The following is a 14,328-nucleotide window of genomic DNA, read 5'->3' as shown; positions in this document are numbered from 1 at the left end:
GAGCTGCCGGACGCCCTGGCAACGGCCGTTGCCAGGGCGTTCAGCTCGCAGCCCGGCCCGTCGTCACCGCTCGGCCGCGGGCTTGCGCACGTGGAACCGCAGCACGGTCACCTGCCCCGACCGCGTCGCCTCGAACGGTTCCAGATCGATCCGCCCGAGCCCCGGCGCCGAGAACCGCACGCCGTCGCCGAGCAGCACCGGCAGCACGTACACCAGCACCTCGTCGACGAGCCCGGCCCGCAGGCACTGGCTCGCCAGGTCGGCGCCGAGGACCTCCAGGTTCTTCCCGCCCGCCGCCGCGCGTGCCGTGGCGACGGCCTCGGCGAGGTCGCACGAGAGGAACGTGACACCGCGCTCCGGCTCGTCGGGCGGCCGGTGCGTCAGGACGAACACCGGGCCACCGTCGTACTCGGTGTTCTCCGGCGCCATCCGCTTGGCCACCTCGTGGGTGCGGCGGCCGACGAGCATGGCGCCGGTGGCGTGCATGATCTCGGCGAACCGGTCGTCCTTGAAGTACTCGATCGCCCAGTCCATCTCGTGGTCGGGGCCGGCGATGAACCCGTCCAGCGACATCGACCTGTTCACCACGACCTTGCCCGGGCCCGCATCCGAATCACTCATGCCGGTGCAGACCGGGCGCGGGCCGCGAACTCATCGGCGCCGGCCGGATCCCATGGCGTGGATCACGCCGGCCGGCCGGGGTACGGCGCGGGGGCCGGCATGGCAGGCTTGCCGGCATGTCTGTCGGAACCTTGGTGCTGCTCCGCCACGGCGAGAGCACGTGGAACGCGGAGAACCTGTTCACCGGCTGGGTGGACGTTCCCCTGTCGGAGAAGGGCGAGAAGGAGGCCCGTCGCGGCGGTCAGCTCCTCAAAGACGCCGGTGTCCTGCCGGAGGTCCTGCACACCAGCCTCATGCGCCGGGCGATCATGACCGCCAACCTGGCGCTCGACGCCGCCGACCGGCACTGGATCCCGGTCCGCCGCGACTGGCGGCTCAACGAGCGCCACTACGGCGCGTTGCAGGGCAAGAACAAGAAGCAGACGCTGGAGGAGTTCGGCGAGGAGCAGTTCATGCTCTGGCGCCGCTCCTACGACACGCCGCCGCCGCCGATCGAGCCGGGCAGCGAGTTCAGCCAGGACGCCGACCCGCGCTACGCGGGCCTCGGGCCGGACCTGCCGCTGACCGAGTGCCTGCTCGACGTCGTGAAGCGGATGCTGCCGTACTGGGACGAGGCGATCGTGCCGGACCTGCGCACCGGCAAGACGGTGCTCGTGGCCGCGCACGGCAACTCGCTGCGCGCGCTCGTGAAGCACCTCGACGGCATCTCGGACGAGGCGATCGCCGGGCTGAACATCCCGACCGGCATCCCGCTGCGCTACGACCTCGACGAGGACCTGAAGCCGATCAAGCCGGGCGGCGAGTACCTCGACCCGGACGCCGCGAAGGACGCCATCGCGGCCGTCGCGAACCAGGGTCGCTGAAAGTCACGCGGGGGCCCCGCGTTCCCTTCAGGGGGACGCGGGGCCCCCGCGCGTTCCACCCGGTGCATCACGGTTGGGTGAACAGGGGCTGACCAGGGACGGAACAACCGTCCACTGAGGTGTCGCGGGTGTCACGGTTCACGCTTCCGCACTAGGCCAAGTCACCTCTGAGCTGCTTACCATTCGCCTCGTGACCACAACGGGTTACCTCGCTGTGTCGATCGGCGTCGCGCTCATCGCCGCGATCGCCGCATTCTTCGTCGGCAGGTTCACCGCTCCCCGCTCCCCGAAGGCCCCGCAGGGGCTGACGGTCGCCGACCTGATGCAGCGGATCGTCCAGGACTCCCACGACGGCATCGTGGTGCTGAACCACTTCGGTGACGTCGTGCTGCACAACCCGCGGGCAGAAGAGCTCGGGGTCGTCCGCAACAACCGCGTCGACGACCGCGCGCGCAAGGCCGCCGAGGCCGTCCGCAACAGCAACGAGGTCGTCTACGTCGACATCTCCCCGCCGGAGGGCACCAGGGGCCGCCAGCCCGCCGCCGTGCACGCCGAGGTCAGGCTGCTGACCGAGGGCTTCACCGTGGTGGACGCGACCGACGAGTCCGAGGCCGTGCGGCTGGAGAAGACCCGGCGCGACTTCGTGGCGAACGTCAGCCACGAGCTCAAGACCCCGGTCGGCGCCCTGGCGCTGCTCGCGGAGGCCGTGCTCGACGCGAGCGACGACCAGGACGAGGTCCGCCGGTTCAGCGCCAAGATCATGCAGGAGGCCACCCGCCTCGGCACGCTCGTCACCGAGCTGATCGCGCTGTCCCGCCTGCAGGGCGCCGAGAAGCTGCCGGAGCTGTCCGACACCGAGATCGACGTCGTGATCAACGAGGCGCTGTCGCGGTCCAAGCTCGCCGCCGAGTCGGTGAACATCTCGATCACCACCGACGAGCCGAGCGGGTTCGTGGTGCCGGGCGACCGGTCGTTGCTGGTCACGGCGCTGACGAACCTGCTGGACAACGCCGTGGCGTACTCGCCGCCGGGCAGCCCGGTCTCGGTGAGCCGCCGGCTCGTGGACGGGCACGTCGAGATCGCCGTGACCGACCGCGGCATCGGCATCGCCGAGGAGCAGCAGACCAGGGTCTTCGAGCGGTTCTACCGCGTCGACAAGGCCCGGTCGCGTGCGACCGGCGGGACCGGTCTGGGGCTCGCGATCGTCAAGCACGTCGCCGCCAACCACGGCGGTGAGGTGAAGCTGTGGAGCCTCCCGGGAACGGGGTCCACCTTCACGCTGCGGCTGCCGGCCGCGGCGACCGAACCCAACCCCACCCTCGTCCCGACCGGCGCGGGTGACACCGGAGGAGAGCTGTGACCAGGGTGCTCATCGTGGAGGACGAGGAGTCCTTCGCCGATCCGCTCGCCTTCCTGCTGCGCAAGGAGGGGTTCACCGCCGCGCTCGCGGCCACCGGCCAGGAGGCGCTGGAGGAGTTCGACCGCAACGGCGCCGACATCGTGCTGCTCGACCTCATGCTGCCCGGCATGAGCGGCACCGACGTCTGCAAGCAGCTGCGGCAGCGCTCCGCCGTGCCCGTGATCATGGTGACGGCGCGCGACAGCGAGATCGACAAGGTCGTGGGCCTGGAGCTGGGCGCCGACGACTACGTCACCAAGCCGTACTCGGCCCGCGAGCTCATCGCCCGCATCCGCGCGGTGCTGCGCCGCGGCGGCGAGTCGGAGGACCTGCTCCCGCAGATCCTGGAGGCCGGACCGGTGCGGATGGACGTGGAACGCCACGTCGTCACCGTCGGCGGCCAGGACATCAGCCTGCCGCTCAAGGAGTTCGACCTCCTGGAGTACCTGCTGCGCAACGTCGGCCGGGTGCTGACCCGCGGTCAGCTGATCGACCGGGTGTGGGGCGCGGACTACGTGGGCGACACGAAGACGCTGGACGTGCACGTCAAGCGGCTGCGCTCGAAGATCGAACCGGACCCGTCGGCACCGCGGCACCTGGTGACCGTGAGGGGTCTCGGTTACAAGTTCGAGTCCTGACGGACACGACCAGGTACCGTTTCCGGCGTGCGCCTGGGCGTCCTTGACGTGGGTTCGAACACCGTCCACCTCCTGGTGGTGGACGCGCATCGTGGTGCCCACCCGATTCCGACGAACTCCGAGAAGTCGATCCTGCGTCTGGCCGAGCAGCTCGACGAGAAGGGGATGCTCAGCAAGGCAGGTGCTGACCAGCTGGTTCGCGCGGTGGCCGCCGCCAAGGCGTCGGCCAAGCGCTCCGGCTGCGAGGACCTGCTGGCGTTCGCGACCTCGGCGGTGCGCGAGGCGGGCAACTCCGCCGAGGTGCTCGACCGGGTGCGCACCGAGACCGGGGTCGACCTCAGGGTGCTGTCCGGCGAGGACGAGGCGAAGTACACGTTCCTCGCCGTCCGCCGCTGGTACGGCTGGTCGGCGGGCAAGCTGCTGTGCCTCGACATCGGCGGCGGTTCGCTCGAGCTCGCCGTCGGGCGCGACGAGAACCCGCAGATGGCGTTCTCCGTGCCGCTGGGCGCCGGCCGGCTGACCAGGACCCGCTTCAAGAAGGACCCGCCGCGGCGGTCCGAGGTCCGCGAGACCACCGAATGGCTCGCCGAGCAGCTCGCGCCCGTGGCGCGGAAGCTGAAACGCGCGGGTGAACCCGATCGGGTGGTTGCGACCTCAAAAACTTTCCGAACGCTGGCGCGGCTCACCGGGGCCGCGCCATCGTCTGCCGGGCCCAGGGCGCGTCGCGTGCTCACCGACGCCGGCCTGCGGCAGCTGATCGCGTTCATTTCCCGGATGTCGGCCAGTGACCTCGCAGAGCTGGAGGGTGTCAGCACGTCGCGTGCGCACCAGCTCGTCGCGGGCGCGCTGGTCGCGGAGGCAACCATGCGAGCCCTGTCACTCACGCAGCTGGAGATTTGCCCGTGGGCGCTCCGGGAGGGTGTCATCCTCCGGCGGCTGGACCACACTGATGGGACCGACCAGGGCGATACTGGACGGACCAGCCAGACCGGGGCACGGTGGAGTTGATGAGTCGAGAGAGCGGATCGGAGCACACGCAGCGCACTGTCGCTGAGCTGCTCGCCCAATACGGCAGCTCGGGGGAGGCGCCACGTCGGCGACGCCGCCGCGCGGAGGACGACGAAGAAGTCCAGCAGCCGGAGACCGCGCCCCAGACGATCATCGAGCGGGTCCTGTCCGACAGCGGCCGGCTGATGGCCGTGCGCGACGACGACCCGGCACCGACCGGCCGTCGCGCCAAGCCGGAACCGGCCGCCGAGCGGACCGCCTACCAGCCCCAACCGCCGGTACCGCCGCCGCCACCCGCCGCCGCCCAGCCGCAGCCGTCGCAGCAGCTGCCGAAGCCGCAGCCCTCGCAGCAGCTGCCCGCGCCGCAGCCGCCGGTCGCGCCGCAGGTGCGCAGACCCGCTCCGCCCGCTCCCGTGCCACCGCCCGCCGCTGCCGCCGAGCAGACCAGGCAGGTGCCGCAGGTCCGCGACCAGCCGTCGCGTTCCGACCTGCCCCGCCCCGACGGCGTGCGCCCCGACGTGTCGCGGTCGGACCTGCCGCGTCCCGACCTCTCGCGCCCGGACCTCTCGCGCCCGGACCTGCCCCGCCCCGCCGACCTGTCCCGGCCGGACCTGCCGCGCCCTGATGGTGGCCGCATCGAGTCGAGGCTCGACCCGGCCGCCCCGCCGCCGTCGCGCACGAACCTCGTGCGCCCGCCGAAGCCCGGTCAGCCGCCGGTGCAGATGCCGGTCCCCGGTCCGCCCCGCGAGGCGATGACCGAGCAGCTGCCGCGCATCCCGGCCAAGGCGCCGATCGACCAGATCGCCGCGCTGGAGACCGAGTCGGTCCTGATCGTGCCGCCCGCCCCGCCGAAGCTGCCCGAGCCGTTGCCCGGCAACGACGCCGACGCGTGGTTCGGCGACGACGAGGTCGACCTGCAGCGGACGGACCTGTCGCTGCCGCCGATGGAGGCGACGGCGGCCCACCCCGCGCCGTACGTGGACGACGACGACTCGCAGGAGTACGACGTCTACCGCCAGGAGGACGACTACCTCGCCGACTCCGAGTCCGAGGAGGACGACGAGCGGCCGGCCGGCCTGGACGACGCCGCCGAGGCCGACGAGGAGCCGGAGGAGGACGTCCAGCGCTCGCCGGCCAAGGAGTGGCTGGTCATGATCGGCCAGCTCGCCGTCGGCGTGCTCGGCGGCGCCGCGCTGTGGCTCGCCTTCAACTTCCTGTGGCGCACGCAGGCCGTGGCCGCGCTCGTGGTCGCGCTCGCTGTGACCGTGGGCCTGGTGCTGCTGGTCCGCAAGATCCGCCGCGCCGACGACCTCCAGACCACCCTGCTCGCCATCCTCGTGGGCCTCATCGTCACCGTCTCACCAGCGGCGATGCTGCTGGTGAAGAGTTGACGGCCCGCGTCCCGGTCGGGCTGTCCACGGCATCGGTGTACCCGCAGCCCGCCGGAGCGGCCTTCGAGATCGCGTCCGAGCTGGGCTACGACGGTGTCGAGCTGATGGTCTGGGCCGACCCGGTGTCGCAGGACATCCGCGCCGTCGACCGGTTGTCGAACCGCTCGGGCCTGCCGGTGCTGGCCGTGCACGCGCCGTGCCTGCTGATCTCGCAGCGCGTGTGGTCGCCCGACCCGGTCGAACGGCTGCGCAAGGCCGTGCGGGCCGCCGCCGACCTGAACGCGCCGACCGTGGTGCTGCACCCGCCGTTCCGGTGGCAGCGCCGGTACGCGGACGGGTTCGCCGCGCTGGTCGAGGAGCTGGAGGACGAGAGCGGGATCGCGATCGCCGTGGAGAACATGTTCCCGGTGAAGCGGCCCCTCGGGCGTGGGCGCTCGGTGCAGATGACCGCGTTCAAGCCCTCGATCGACCCGACCGACGTCGGGCACCGCAACTACACCCTCGACCTGTCGCACTCGGCCGCGGCGCACATGGACGCGCTGGAGCTGGCCAAGCGGATGGGCGACGGGCTGCGGCACGTCCACCTCGCCGACGGGTCCGGTGCGCCCAAGGACGAGCACATGGTTCCGGGACGCGGCACGCAGCCGTGCGCCGAGCTGTGCGAGATGCTGGCGCGCGGCGGGTTCGACGGCCAGGTCGTGCTGGAGGTCAACACCCGGCGGGCGGCCACCCCGGCGGCGCGGCGGGAGATGCTCGCGGAGGCGTTGCTGTTCGCCCGCCTGCACCTCGACTGGCCGGCCGACGGCACCTCCACCACCCCTCGCTCCGCCCGGTCCTGAGCGCACGCGGGGAGCTTCCGCACTCCCGCGGCGCACGAAAGGACCCCGCGTGCGCTGAGCGGCGGAGGCCAGCGGGTTAGGGTTCGGGTGTGGACCCGCTGCGAGCGTTGATCATGGCCGCGTCTCGCAACGAGACGGTCCGGCGCCTCGTCGCCGGCGCACCCGTCAGCCGGAACGTCGTGCAGCGGTTCGTGGCGGGCGAGACGACGGCGGACGCGGTCGGCGTCGTGCGCGGCCTGGGGCTGCCGGTCACGCTCGACTACCTAGGCGAGGACGCCACCGACGAGGCGCAGGCCGAGCGGACGGTCCAGGCCTACCTGGAGTTGCTCGACGCGCTGCACGCCGCTGGGCTGGCCGAACGGTCCGAGGTCAGCGTGAAGCTGTCGGCGGTCGGGCAGGCGCTCGACGGGTCGCTGGCGCTGACGAACGCCTCGCGGATCTGCGCGGCCGCCGAGCAGTGCGGGACGACGGTCACGCTCGACATGGAGGACCACACCACCACGGACTCGACGCTGCAGGTGCTGCACGAGCTGCGCAGAACCTGGCCGTGGGTCGGGGCGGTGCTGCAGACCTACCTGCACCGGACGCTGGACGACTGCCGTCAGCTCGCCGGGCCCGGCAGCCGGGTGCGCCTGGTCAAGGGCGCCTACGCGGAACCGGCGGAGGTCGCGATCCAGGACCCGCACGAGGTCGACCTGAACTACGTGCGGTGCCTGAACGTCCTCCTCGCCGGGGAGGGCTACCCGATGTTCGCCACCCACGACCCGCGGCTGATCGAGATCATCGGTGAACGCGCCCGGTGGTACGACAAAACGGATTTCGAGTACCAGATGTTGTACGGCGTGCGGCCGCAGGAGCAGGTACGGCTCGGCGCGCGCATTTATGTTCCCTACGGCGAGCAGTGGTACGGATATCTCATGCGGCGACTTGCAGAACGGCCTGCCAACGTGACTTTCTTCCTGCGGTCGCTGGTCAGCCGCTCATGACCTTCACGAAGTCCAGCGCGGTGCGCTCGCTCGGCGACGGCACCTTCACCGCCTCGCTCCCCGCGGAGTGGACGGTGGGCCCGAAGCCCCACGGCGGGTTCCTCCTGGCGGTGATGACGAGGGCGGCGGCGCAGTCGGTGGACGGCGACCCGCTGGCCGTGGCCGCGCAGTTCCTGCGCGCGCCGGAGGTCGGGCCGGTGCTGGTCAGGACCGACCTGCGCAAGGCGGGGCGGACGGCGACGGTGGTCGCGGTGACGATGGAGCAGCGCGGCCAGGTGTGCGTCGAGGCGTCGGTCACGCTCGGGCGGATCCCGGAGCACCGCGCCGACTACGTGAACCTGCCGGCGATGCCCGCCGCACCGCCGCCGGGGTCGATCGAGCTGGCGTCGTTCCCGACGGGCGGCTCCTACAAGGTCGGCGCGCTGTGCGACCTGCGGGTGGACCGCGAGTCGGCGGCGTTCCTCGACCGGCGCACGGACGGGCCGCTGGAGTTCAAGCTGTGGGCCCGGCCGATCGACGAGCACCCCGACCCGTACTTCGCGCTGCTGGCGGGCGACCTGTCGATGCCGGTGACGTTCAACCTGGGCCGCTTCGGCTGGTCGCCGACGGTGCAGCTGACGGCGTTGCTGCGGGCACGGCCGGTGCCGGGGTGGCTGCGCATCCACGTCAGCTGCCGGGCGGTGCACGGGCAGTGGTTCGACGAGGACGCCACCGTGATCGACGCGGCGGGCCGGCTGGTGTGCCAGGCACGGCAGTTGGCGCTGACGCCGGCTGTGTGAGACTTGACCGATGACGAAGATCGCGGTGCTCGGCGCGGGCAAGATCGGTGAGGCGCTGCTGTCCGGGCTTCTGCAGGGCGGCCGGCCGGCCGCCGATCTGATGTTCACCGAGAAGCACGAGGCCCGTGCGCGCTCGCTCACCGAGCAGTACGGGTTCGAGGCGGTGACGGTCGCCGGTGCCGCGCAGAAGGCGGACGTGCTGATCGTCGCCGTCAAGCCGCAGGACATCGAGCCGTTGCTGACCGAGCTCGCGCCGGTGCTGCGGGCCGGCACGCTGATCGTGTCGCTGTGCGCGGGCCTGCCGACCGCCCTGTTCGAACGCAGGCTGCCCGAGGGCACGCCGGTGGTCCGGGTGATGCCGAACACGCCGATGGTCGTCGGTGCGGCGATGAGCGCGGTCTCCGGCGGTTCCAACGCCACGCCCGAGCACCTCAAGGTCGTCGAGGAGCTGCTGTCGACCGTGGGCAAGGTCGCGGTCGTGCCGGAGTCGCAGCAGGACGCCGTGACGGCGTTGTCGGGTTCCGGACCGGCGTACTTCTTCTTCCTGGTCGAGGCGATGATCGACGCGGGCATCCTGCTCGGCATCCCGCGCGACCTGGCCTCCCAGCTGATCATCCAGTCGGCCGTGGGCGCGGCGACGATGCTGGCCCAGGGCCAGTCGCACCCGGTCATCCTGCGCGAGGCGGTCACCTCGCCGGCCGGTACGACGATCATGGCGATCCGCGAGCTGGAGAAGCACGGCGTCCGCGCCGCACTGCTGGCCGCCATCGAGTCCGCCCGCGACCGCTCCGTCGAACTGGGCCGCCAGCACGAGGACTGACCGGTTGGTCGTCGCAGGAGTCACACCAGTCCCGCTACTCTCAGAGCAGCACGTGCGTGTCGAACCGTCGGTGGGGAAGACCGACGGCACGACACGTGTCGAAGGATGCGGTGATGTATGTCTGCGAAGGAGAACGAACGAACTGGTCTCGCTCAGGTGCAGTTCCTGACCGTGGCTGAGGTGGCCTCGATGATGCGGGTCTCGAAGATGACCGTGTACCGCCTGGTGCACTCCGGTGAGCTGCCCGCTGTGCGGGTCGGCAAGTCGTTCCGGGTGCCCGAGAAAGCGGTGCACGCCTACCTCGAGAACGCGTACTTCGACGCCGGCTGAAGGGCGTTGCAGGACGGGCGAACCCCAGCGGGTAGACTGGTAGGCCGATCGTGCTTACCGGCGCGCCGTGCTTGACACGGCCAAGGCTGGGGCGCGCCAGTCAAAGCAACGTCTAGAGCTAAGGAACCCGCATGGGCTCGGTCATCAAGAAGCGCCGCAAGCGCATGTCGAAGAAGAAGCACCGCAAGCTGCTGCGCAAGACTCGCGTCCAGCGCAGGAAGCGCGGTAAGTAAGCCCGTGCGGCTCTCACCACCGCCGGTCCCTCTCGCAGGGGCCGGCGGTGGTTGCTTTTCCGGCCACGCCGGGTAGTTGCGGTGGCACGGAATTTCACCCAGTGAGACGCTTGCCCGGAAACACGGGAACGGTCGCCGCCGATCGGGTGATTGGGCCGTGAAGCCCGCGTGACCTGCGTCAAGACGGCGTTCCGGCCCCGCTCGGTTTCACATCCGGCTTGTAACATCGACCAATCGCCACGCCCGTCTGCTTGGAGTCGCATGACGCCCAGGGTCGTCCTCGTCACCGGAGTCAGCCGCTTCCTCGGCGGCCACCTCGCCGCGCGGTTCGCCGCCAACCCGGACGTCGAGCGCGTGCTCGGGGTCGACACCGAGCCGCCACCGCGTGACCTGCTGCGCCGGATGGGACGGGCGGAGTTCGTGCGGGCCGACATCCGCAACCCGCTGATCAGCAAGGTCATCGCCACGGCGAACGTGGACACGGTGGTCCACGCCTCCGTCACCGCCAACCCGGCCGGGCCCACCGGCCGCACGGTGATGAAGGAGATGAACGTCATCGGCACCATGCAGCTGCTGGCCGCGTGCCAGAAGTCGCCGAAGGTGCGCAAGCTCGTCGTGAAGTCCACGAGCGCCGTATACGGGTCGAGCTCGCGGGACCCGGCGGTGTTCACCGAGGACATGGGGCCCAAGGACCTGCCGTCGTCCGGTTACGCCAAGGACGCGGTCGAGGTCGAGGGGTACGTGCGCGGGTTCGGCCGCCGCAGGCCGGACGTGAACGTGACCACGCTGCGCTTCACCAACTTCATCGGGCCGCGCATCGACACGGTCCTCACCCGCTACTTCGCGCTCCCGGTCGTGCCCACGGTCCTGGGCTACGACGCGCGCGTGCAGCTGTTGCACTCCGAGGACGCGCTCGCCGTCCTCGAACGCGCGACGCTGCACGACCTGCCGGGCGTGTTCAACGTGGGCGGCGACGGCGTGCTGCTGTTGTCGCAGGCCATCCGCAGGGCGGGCAGGCTGAACCTGCCGGTGCCCAGCATGGCCGTGCCCACGGTCGGCGGCTTCTTCCGGAGCGCCCGGCTCGTCGACTTCTCGCCCGACCAGATGAGGTTCCTCAACTGGGGGCGCGTGGTTGACACCACCCTGCTGAAGGAGGAGTTCGGGTTCACGCCGCGGTGGACCACCCAGCAGGCCTTCGACGACTACGTGAGTGGCCGGGGTCTCAAGCCGCTCGTCGACCAGGAGACGATCGACGCCGCGGAACGGGGAATCCTCGACGCGGCAGCTCGTTTCCGCTGATCTTTGCCTGAGGAGATGAACGCAGTGGCAGGTGCACGCGTTATCCCGCTGCACGACCCGGAGCGCGACGCCGCACGCAGAGCGCGGCACGTCGAGGTGGTCCCGGAGCCGGAGCAGCACCGGTCCGCGCCGCCGGACTGGGAACGCAGGCTGGCCGACCTGCTGGCGTTCGCGCGCAGGCGGATCACGGGCGACTACCAGGTCGACGAGTTCGGGTTCGACCGCGACCTGACCGAGAACGTGCTGATGCCGCCGCTCAAGCCGCTGTACGAGAAGTGGTTCCGGGTCGAGACGATCGGCATGTCGAACATCCCGGCGGACGGTGGCGCGCTGATCGTGGCGAACCACTCCGGCACGTTGCCGCTCGACGCGCTGATGACGTCGTTCGGCATCGCGTCCGAGCACCCGGCGCAGCGGCACATGCGCATGCTGGGCGCCGACCTGGTGTTCCGCACGCCGGTGCTGGGCGCGCTGGCCCGCAAGTCGGGGCAGACGCTCGCGTGCAACCCGGACGCCGAGCGGCTGCTGTCGTCCGGCGAGCTGGTGGGCGTGTGGCCGGAGGGCTTCAAGGGCATCGGCAAGCCGTTCAAGGACCGCTACAAGCTGCAGCGCTTCGGCCGCGGCGGGTTCGTGGCGGCGGCGCTCAAGACCGGCACGCCGATCATCCCGTGCTCGATCGTCGGTGCCGAGGAGATCTACCCGATGATCGGCGACATCAAGGCGCTGGCGCGGCTGTTCGGCTTCCCGTACTTCCCGGTGACGCCGTTCTTCCCGCTGCTGGGGCCGCTGGGCGCGATCCCGCTGCCGTCGAAGTGGTACATCGAGTTCGGTGAGCCGATCCGCACGGACGCCTTCGGCGAGAACGCCGCCGACGACCCGATGCTGGTGTTCAACCTGACCGACCAGGTGCGCGAGACGATCCAGCAGACGCTGTACCGGCTGCTCACGCAGCGCCGGAACGTGTTCCTGGGCTGAGCAGGGCGTCAGCGGTCGCCACGGCCGCGGCGCGGGCGGCGCGGAACAGCTGCGAGCCCGTGCTGATCCGCCGCACGCCCAGGTCGGCCAGCCGCCGCACCGGCTCCCCGGCCAGCACGTTCAGCGGCGCGTCGAACGTGGCCGTGAACGCCGCCACGTCCGGCAGCGGCAGGCGCGGCACGAAGATCCCGTCGGCGCCGGCGGCGAGGTAGTGCTCCGCGCGAGTCAGCACCTCGGGCAGCGTCGCGTCGATGCCGAGCCAGTGCGTGTCGACGCGGGCGTTCACGAACACGCCGGGGCAGCGCCGCTTGACCGCCGCGACGAGTTCGGCCTGGTGGGCCGGGTCCGCGAGGTGGTCGGCGCGGCCGTCCTCCAGGTTCACCCCGGACACGCCCAGCGAGGCGACGTACTCGGCGACCTCGCCGGGGTCGGCGGAGAAGCCGGCCTCGACGTCGGCGGTGACCGGGCACGGCAGGGTCGTGAGCAGGCGGGCGAGGGTGCGGGTGGGCTCCTCGGCCAGTCCGGACGCGTCCGGCACGCCGTGCGCGGCCGACACCCCGAAGCTCGTCGTGCCGACGGCGAGGTAGCCGGCCTCCTGGAGCGCGACGGCGGTGGCGTGGTCCCAGGCGTTCGGCAGCAGCAACGGCTCGTCGCGGTGGTGCAGGGCGCGGAACGCCATGTTCTTGGCGATCTTCGTGGCGAGCTCGCGGCCGGGGCACGCGTGCGCGCCGTGGCCGAACGGGTGGCCGGTGAGGTCGACCTCGACCACGCCCGCGGCGGTCTCGCGGCGGGTCAGCGGGACCGGGGGAGCCGGGTTCCCGGCGGTCAGGTGCCCGGCGAACGCCCGCGTTGCGGCCCAGGCCTGCACCAGGAGCCCGATCCGGGCCGCGGTGGTCTCCGTGCGCCCGTGCCGGGCCACCAGACGTTCCACGGCCCTGTCAGCCGCTGAGGTGATGTCTTCGTGCGGCTGGTAGCTCGGCGCGATCACCGCGACGTCGTCCAGCGCGCCCGGCAGGACCTGCGCGGCCAGCTCGTCGAGCGTGGTGGCGTCGACACCCTCCAGCAAGGCGGTCGTGAGCGCGCGGCGGCGGGCGTGCTCGGTGCCGTTGCTGAAGCGGACGACGGTGGAGCGCAGCCACGCCACCCCGCTCTCACCCGCGGGGACGTGCGGCACGGGCAGGGTCAGCAGCTTCTCGGTCATGGTCAGCACGCTAGGGCCGTGACGCTTCGGCGCCGGCCGAAGCGTCACGGGCGCAGAATGGCGGACATGGAGGCATTGGCGCAGGTGGCCGCGCTGCTGGCGGACGGCACGCGGGCCGCGTTCTGCTCCGCGCTGCTGGACGGCCGGGCCTGGACCGCGACCGAGCTCGCCCGGCACGCGCGGGTGGCGCCCTCGACCGCCAGCGAGCACCTGACCAGGCTGGTCGACGGCGGACTGCTCGTGGAGCACCGCCAGGGCCGGCACCGGTACGTCTCGCTCGCGGGCCCGCACGTCGCCGAGCTGCTGGAGTCGATGACCGCGTTCGCCGGGCCGCGGCCACGGCCGCGCACGCTCAGGGCGGCCTCCGCGTCCGAGGCCATGGCACGCGGCCGGACCTGCTACGACCACCTCGCCGGTCAGCTCGGCATCGCGCTCAAGACCGGCCTGCTGGGGCTGGGCGTGCTGACCGCCGACCTGGCCGTCACCGACCACGGCCTGGCGTGGCTGGGACAGCTCAGCTTCACGCCGTCGACACATCAGGTCAGCAGGGCGTGCCTGGACTGGACCGAACGCGTGCCGCACGTCGCCGGTGCCGCCGGGGCCCACCTGTGCGCCGAGTTCCTCGGCCGCGGCTGGGTCCGGCGGGTCGGCACGAGCCGCGCCGTCGTGCTCACCCCCGCGGGCGAGCACGGCTGGCGTGAGCTGGGACTACTCGGCTAGCGCTGCCCGCAGGCGGTCCTCCTCGACCTGCCAGTACCCGTGCTCGATCCCGTCGACGAGGAACACCGGCACCTGGTCGCCGTACTCGGCCCGCCACTCCGGGTTCGTGTCGACGTCCTCGACGGACCAGGTCGCGCCGGTCTCGCCGCAGATGCGCGCGATCTCGGCCTGGGCGACCTCGCACGCGTGGCAGTCCTTGCGGCCCATGACGGTCACGTGGTGCATC

The 14,328-nt window shown here is 71.7% G+C and carries 17 protein-coding genes; 14 read left to right on the top strand and 3 right to left on the bottom strand.

Features of this window, described 5'->3' with window-relative positions:
• Positions 1-63 precede the first annotated feature (63 nt).
• Positions 64-621: a dihydrofolate reductase family protein gene (locus ADL03_RS30685; RefSeq protein WP_053737070.1), complete on the bottom strand. Its 558-nt coding sequence runs from the start codon at positions 619-621 to the stop codon at positions 64-66.
• Positions 622-737: 116 nt separating this feature from the next.
• On the opposite strand from ADL03_RS30685, the gene ADL03_RS30680 reads away from it, so the two are divergent.
• The 13 genes from ADL03_RS30680 to ADL03_RS30625 all read left to right on the top strand — a co-directional run bounded on the left by ADL03_RS30680 (position 738) and on the right by ADL03_RS30625 (position 12,181).
• Positions 738-1,484 carry a phosphoglyceromutase gene (locus tag ADL03_RS30680; RefSeq protein WP_053737069.1) on the top strand — a complete coding sequence of 249 codons (747 nt, stop codon included), beginning with the start codon at positions 738-740 and terminating at the stop codon, positions 1,482-1,484.
• A 190-nt stretch (positions 1,485-1,674) separates the two neighbouring features.
• Entirely contained in the window at positions 1,675-2,844 is a 1,170-nt protein-coding gene (locus ADL03_RS30675) for an ATP-binding protein (RefSeq protein WP_053737068.1), read from the top strand.
• Entirely contained in the window at positions 2,841-3,521 is a 681-nt protein-coding gene (locus tag ADL03_RS30670) for a response regulator transcription factor (protein WP_053737067.1), read from the top strand. The genes ADL03_RS30675 and ADL03_RS30670 overlap by 4 nt, the downstream gene beginning before the upstream one ends.
• Positions 3,522-3,548: 27 nt before the next feature.
• On the top strand, positions 3,549-4,529 hold the full coding sequence (locus ADL03_RS30665) for a Ppx/GppA phosphatase family protein (protein WP_053737066.1): 981 nt from the start codon (positions 3,549-3,551) through the stop codon (positions 4,527-4,529).
• The gene (locus ADL03_RS48860; RefSeq protein ID WP_053737065.1) at positions 4,529-5,920 is read left to right on the top strand and encodes a hypothetical protein; all 1,392 of its coding nucleotides are present in this window, start codon (positions 4,529-4,531) and stop codon (positions 5,918-5,920) included. Before ADL03_RS30665 ends, ADL03_RS48860 begins: the two co-directional genes overlap by 1 nt.
• Positions 5,917-6,759: a sugar phosphate isomerase/epimerase gene (locus ADL03_RS30655; RefSeq protein WP_063798753.1), complete on the top strand. Its 843-nt coding sequence runs from the start codon at positions 5,917-5,919 to the stop codon at positions 6,757-6,759. Before ADL03_RS48860 ends, ADL03_RS30655 begins: the two co-directional genes overlap by 4 nt.
• A 113-nt stretch (positions 6,760-6,872) precedes the next feature.
• The gene (locus ADL03_RS30650) at positions 6,873-7,745 is read left to right on the top strand and encodes a proline dehydrogenase family protein (protein WP_053737097.1); all 873 of its coding nucleotides are present in this window, start codon (positions 6,873-6,875) and stop codon (positions 7,743-7,745) included.
• Positions 7,742-8,524, top strand: coding sequence for a thioesterase family protein (locus ADL03_RS30645; protein WP_053737064.1), 783 nt, complete (start codon positions 7,742-7,744; stop codon positions 8,522-8,524). The genes ADL03_RS30650 and ADL03_RS30645 overlap by 4 nt, the downstream gene beginning before the upstream one ends.
• 10 nt (positions 8,525-8,534) lie before the next feature.
• The gene (gene proC, locus ADL03_RS30640; RefSeq protein ID WP_053737063.1) at positions 8,535-9,344 is read left to right on the top strand and encodes a pyrroline-5-carboxylate reductase; all 810 of its coding nucleotides are present in this window, start codon (positions 8,535-8,537) and stop codon (positions 9,342-9,344) included.
• Positions 9,345-9,461: 117 nt separating this feature from the next.
• A complete protein-coding gene (locus ADL03_RS30635; RefSeq protein WP_053737062.1) occupies positions 9,462-9,674 on the top strand; it encodes a helix-turn-helix domain-containing protein in 213 nt (70 codons plus the stop codon).
• Positions 9,675-9,805: 131 nt separating this feature from the next.
• Positions 9,806-9,907, top strand: coding sequence for a 30S ribosomal protein bS22 (locus ADL03_RS45975; RefSeq protein ID WP_015105422.1), 102 nt, complete (start codon positions 9,806-9,808; stop codon positions 9,905-9,907).
• A 261-nt stretch (positions 9,908-10,168) separates the two neighbouring features.
• On the top strand, positions 10,169-11,206 hold the full coding sequence (locus ADL03_RS30630) for an NAD-dependent epimerase/dehydratase family protein (RefSeq protein ID WP_053737061.1): 1,038 nt from the start codon (positions 10,169-10,171) through the stop codon (positions 11,204-11,206).
• A gap of 15 nt (positions 11,207-11,221) precedes the next feature.
• Entirely contained in the window at positions 11,222-12,181 is a 960-nt protein-coding gene (locus tag ADL03_RS30625) for a lysophospholipid acyltransferase family protein (RefSeq protein WP_053737060.1), read from the top strand.
• On the opposite strand, the gene ADL03_RS48855 is transcribed toward ADL03_RS30625, so the two are convergent.
• Positions 12,150-13,382 (bottom strand): isocitrate lyase/phosphoenolpyruvate mutase family protein, encoded by a 1,233-nt coding sequence (locus ADL03_RS48855; RefSeq protein ID WP_197288775.1) that lies wholly within the window; start codon positions 13,380-13,382, stop codon positions 12,150-12,152. The two genes, ADL03_RS30625 and ADL03_RS48855, sit on opposite strands and share 32 nt — an antisense overlap.
• Before the next feature lie 66 nt (positions 13,383-13,448).
• Between ADL03_RS48855 and ADL03_RS30615 the strand changes: the two genes are divergently transcribed.
• The gene (locus ADL03_RS30615) at positions 13,449-14,102 is read left to right on the top strand and encodes a helix-turn-helix transcriptional regulator (protein ID WP_231642486.1); all 654 of its coding nucleotides are present in this window, start codon (positions 13,449-13,451) and stop codon (positions 14,100-14,102) included.
• On the opposite strand, the gene ADL03_RS30610 is transcribed toward ADL03_RS30615, so the two are convergent.
• Positions 14,091-14,327, bottom strand: coding sequence for a glutaredoxin family protein (locus ADL03_RS30610; RefSeq protein WP_053737057.1), 237 nt, complete (start codon positions 14,325-14,327; stop codon positions 14,091-14,093). The genes ADL03_RS30615 and ADL03_RS30610 overlap by 12 nt on opposite strands.
• Between the last annotated feature and the right edge of the window lies 1 nt (position 14,328).

Source organism: Nocardia sp. NRRL S-836, assembly GCF_001279525.1.
Taxonomy (GTDB): Bacteria; Actinomycetota; Actinomycetes; order Mycobacteriales; family Pseudonocardiaceae; genus Lentzea.
The sequence above is the reverse complement of the archived record's forward strand: the minus strand, read 5'-3'. Positions and strand labels throughout refer to the sequence as shown.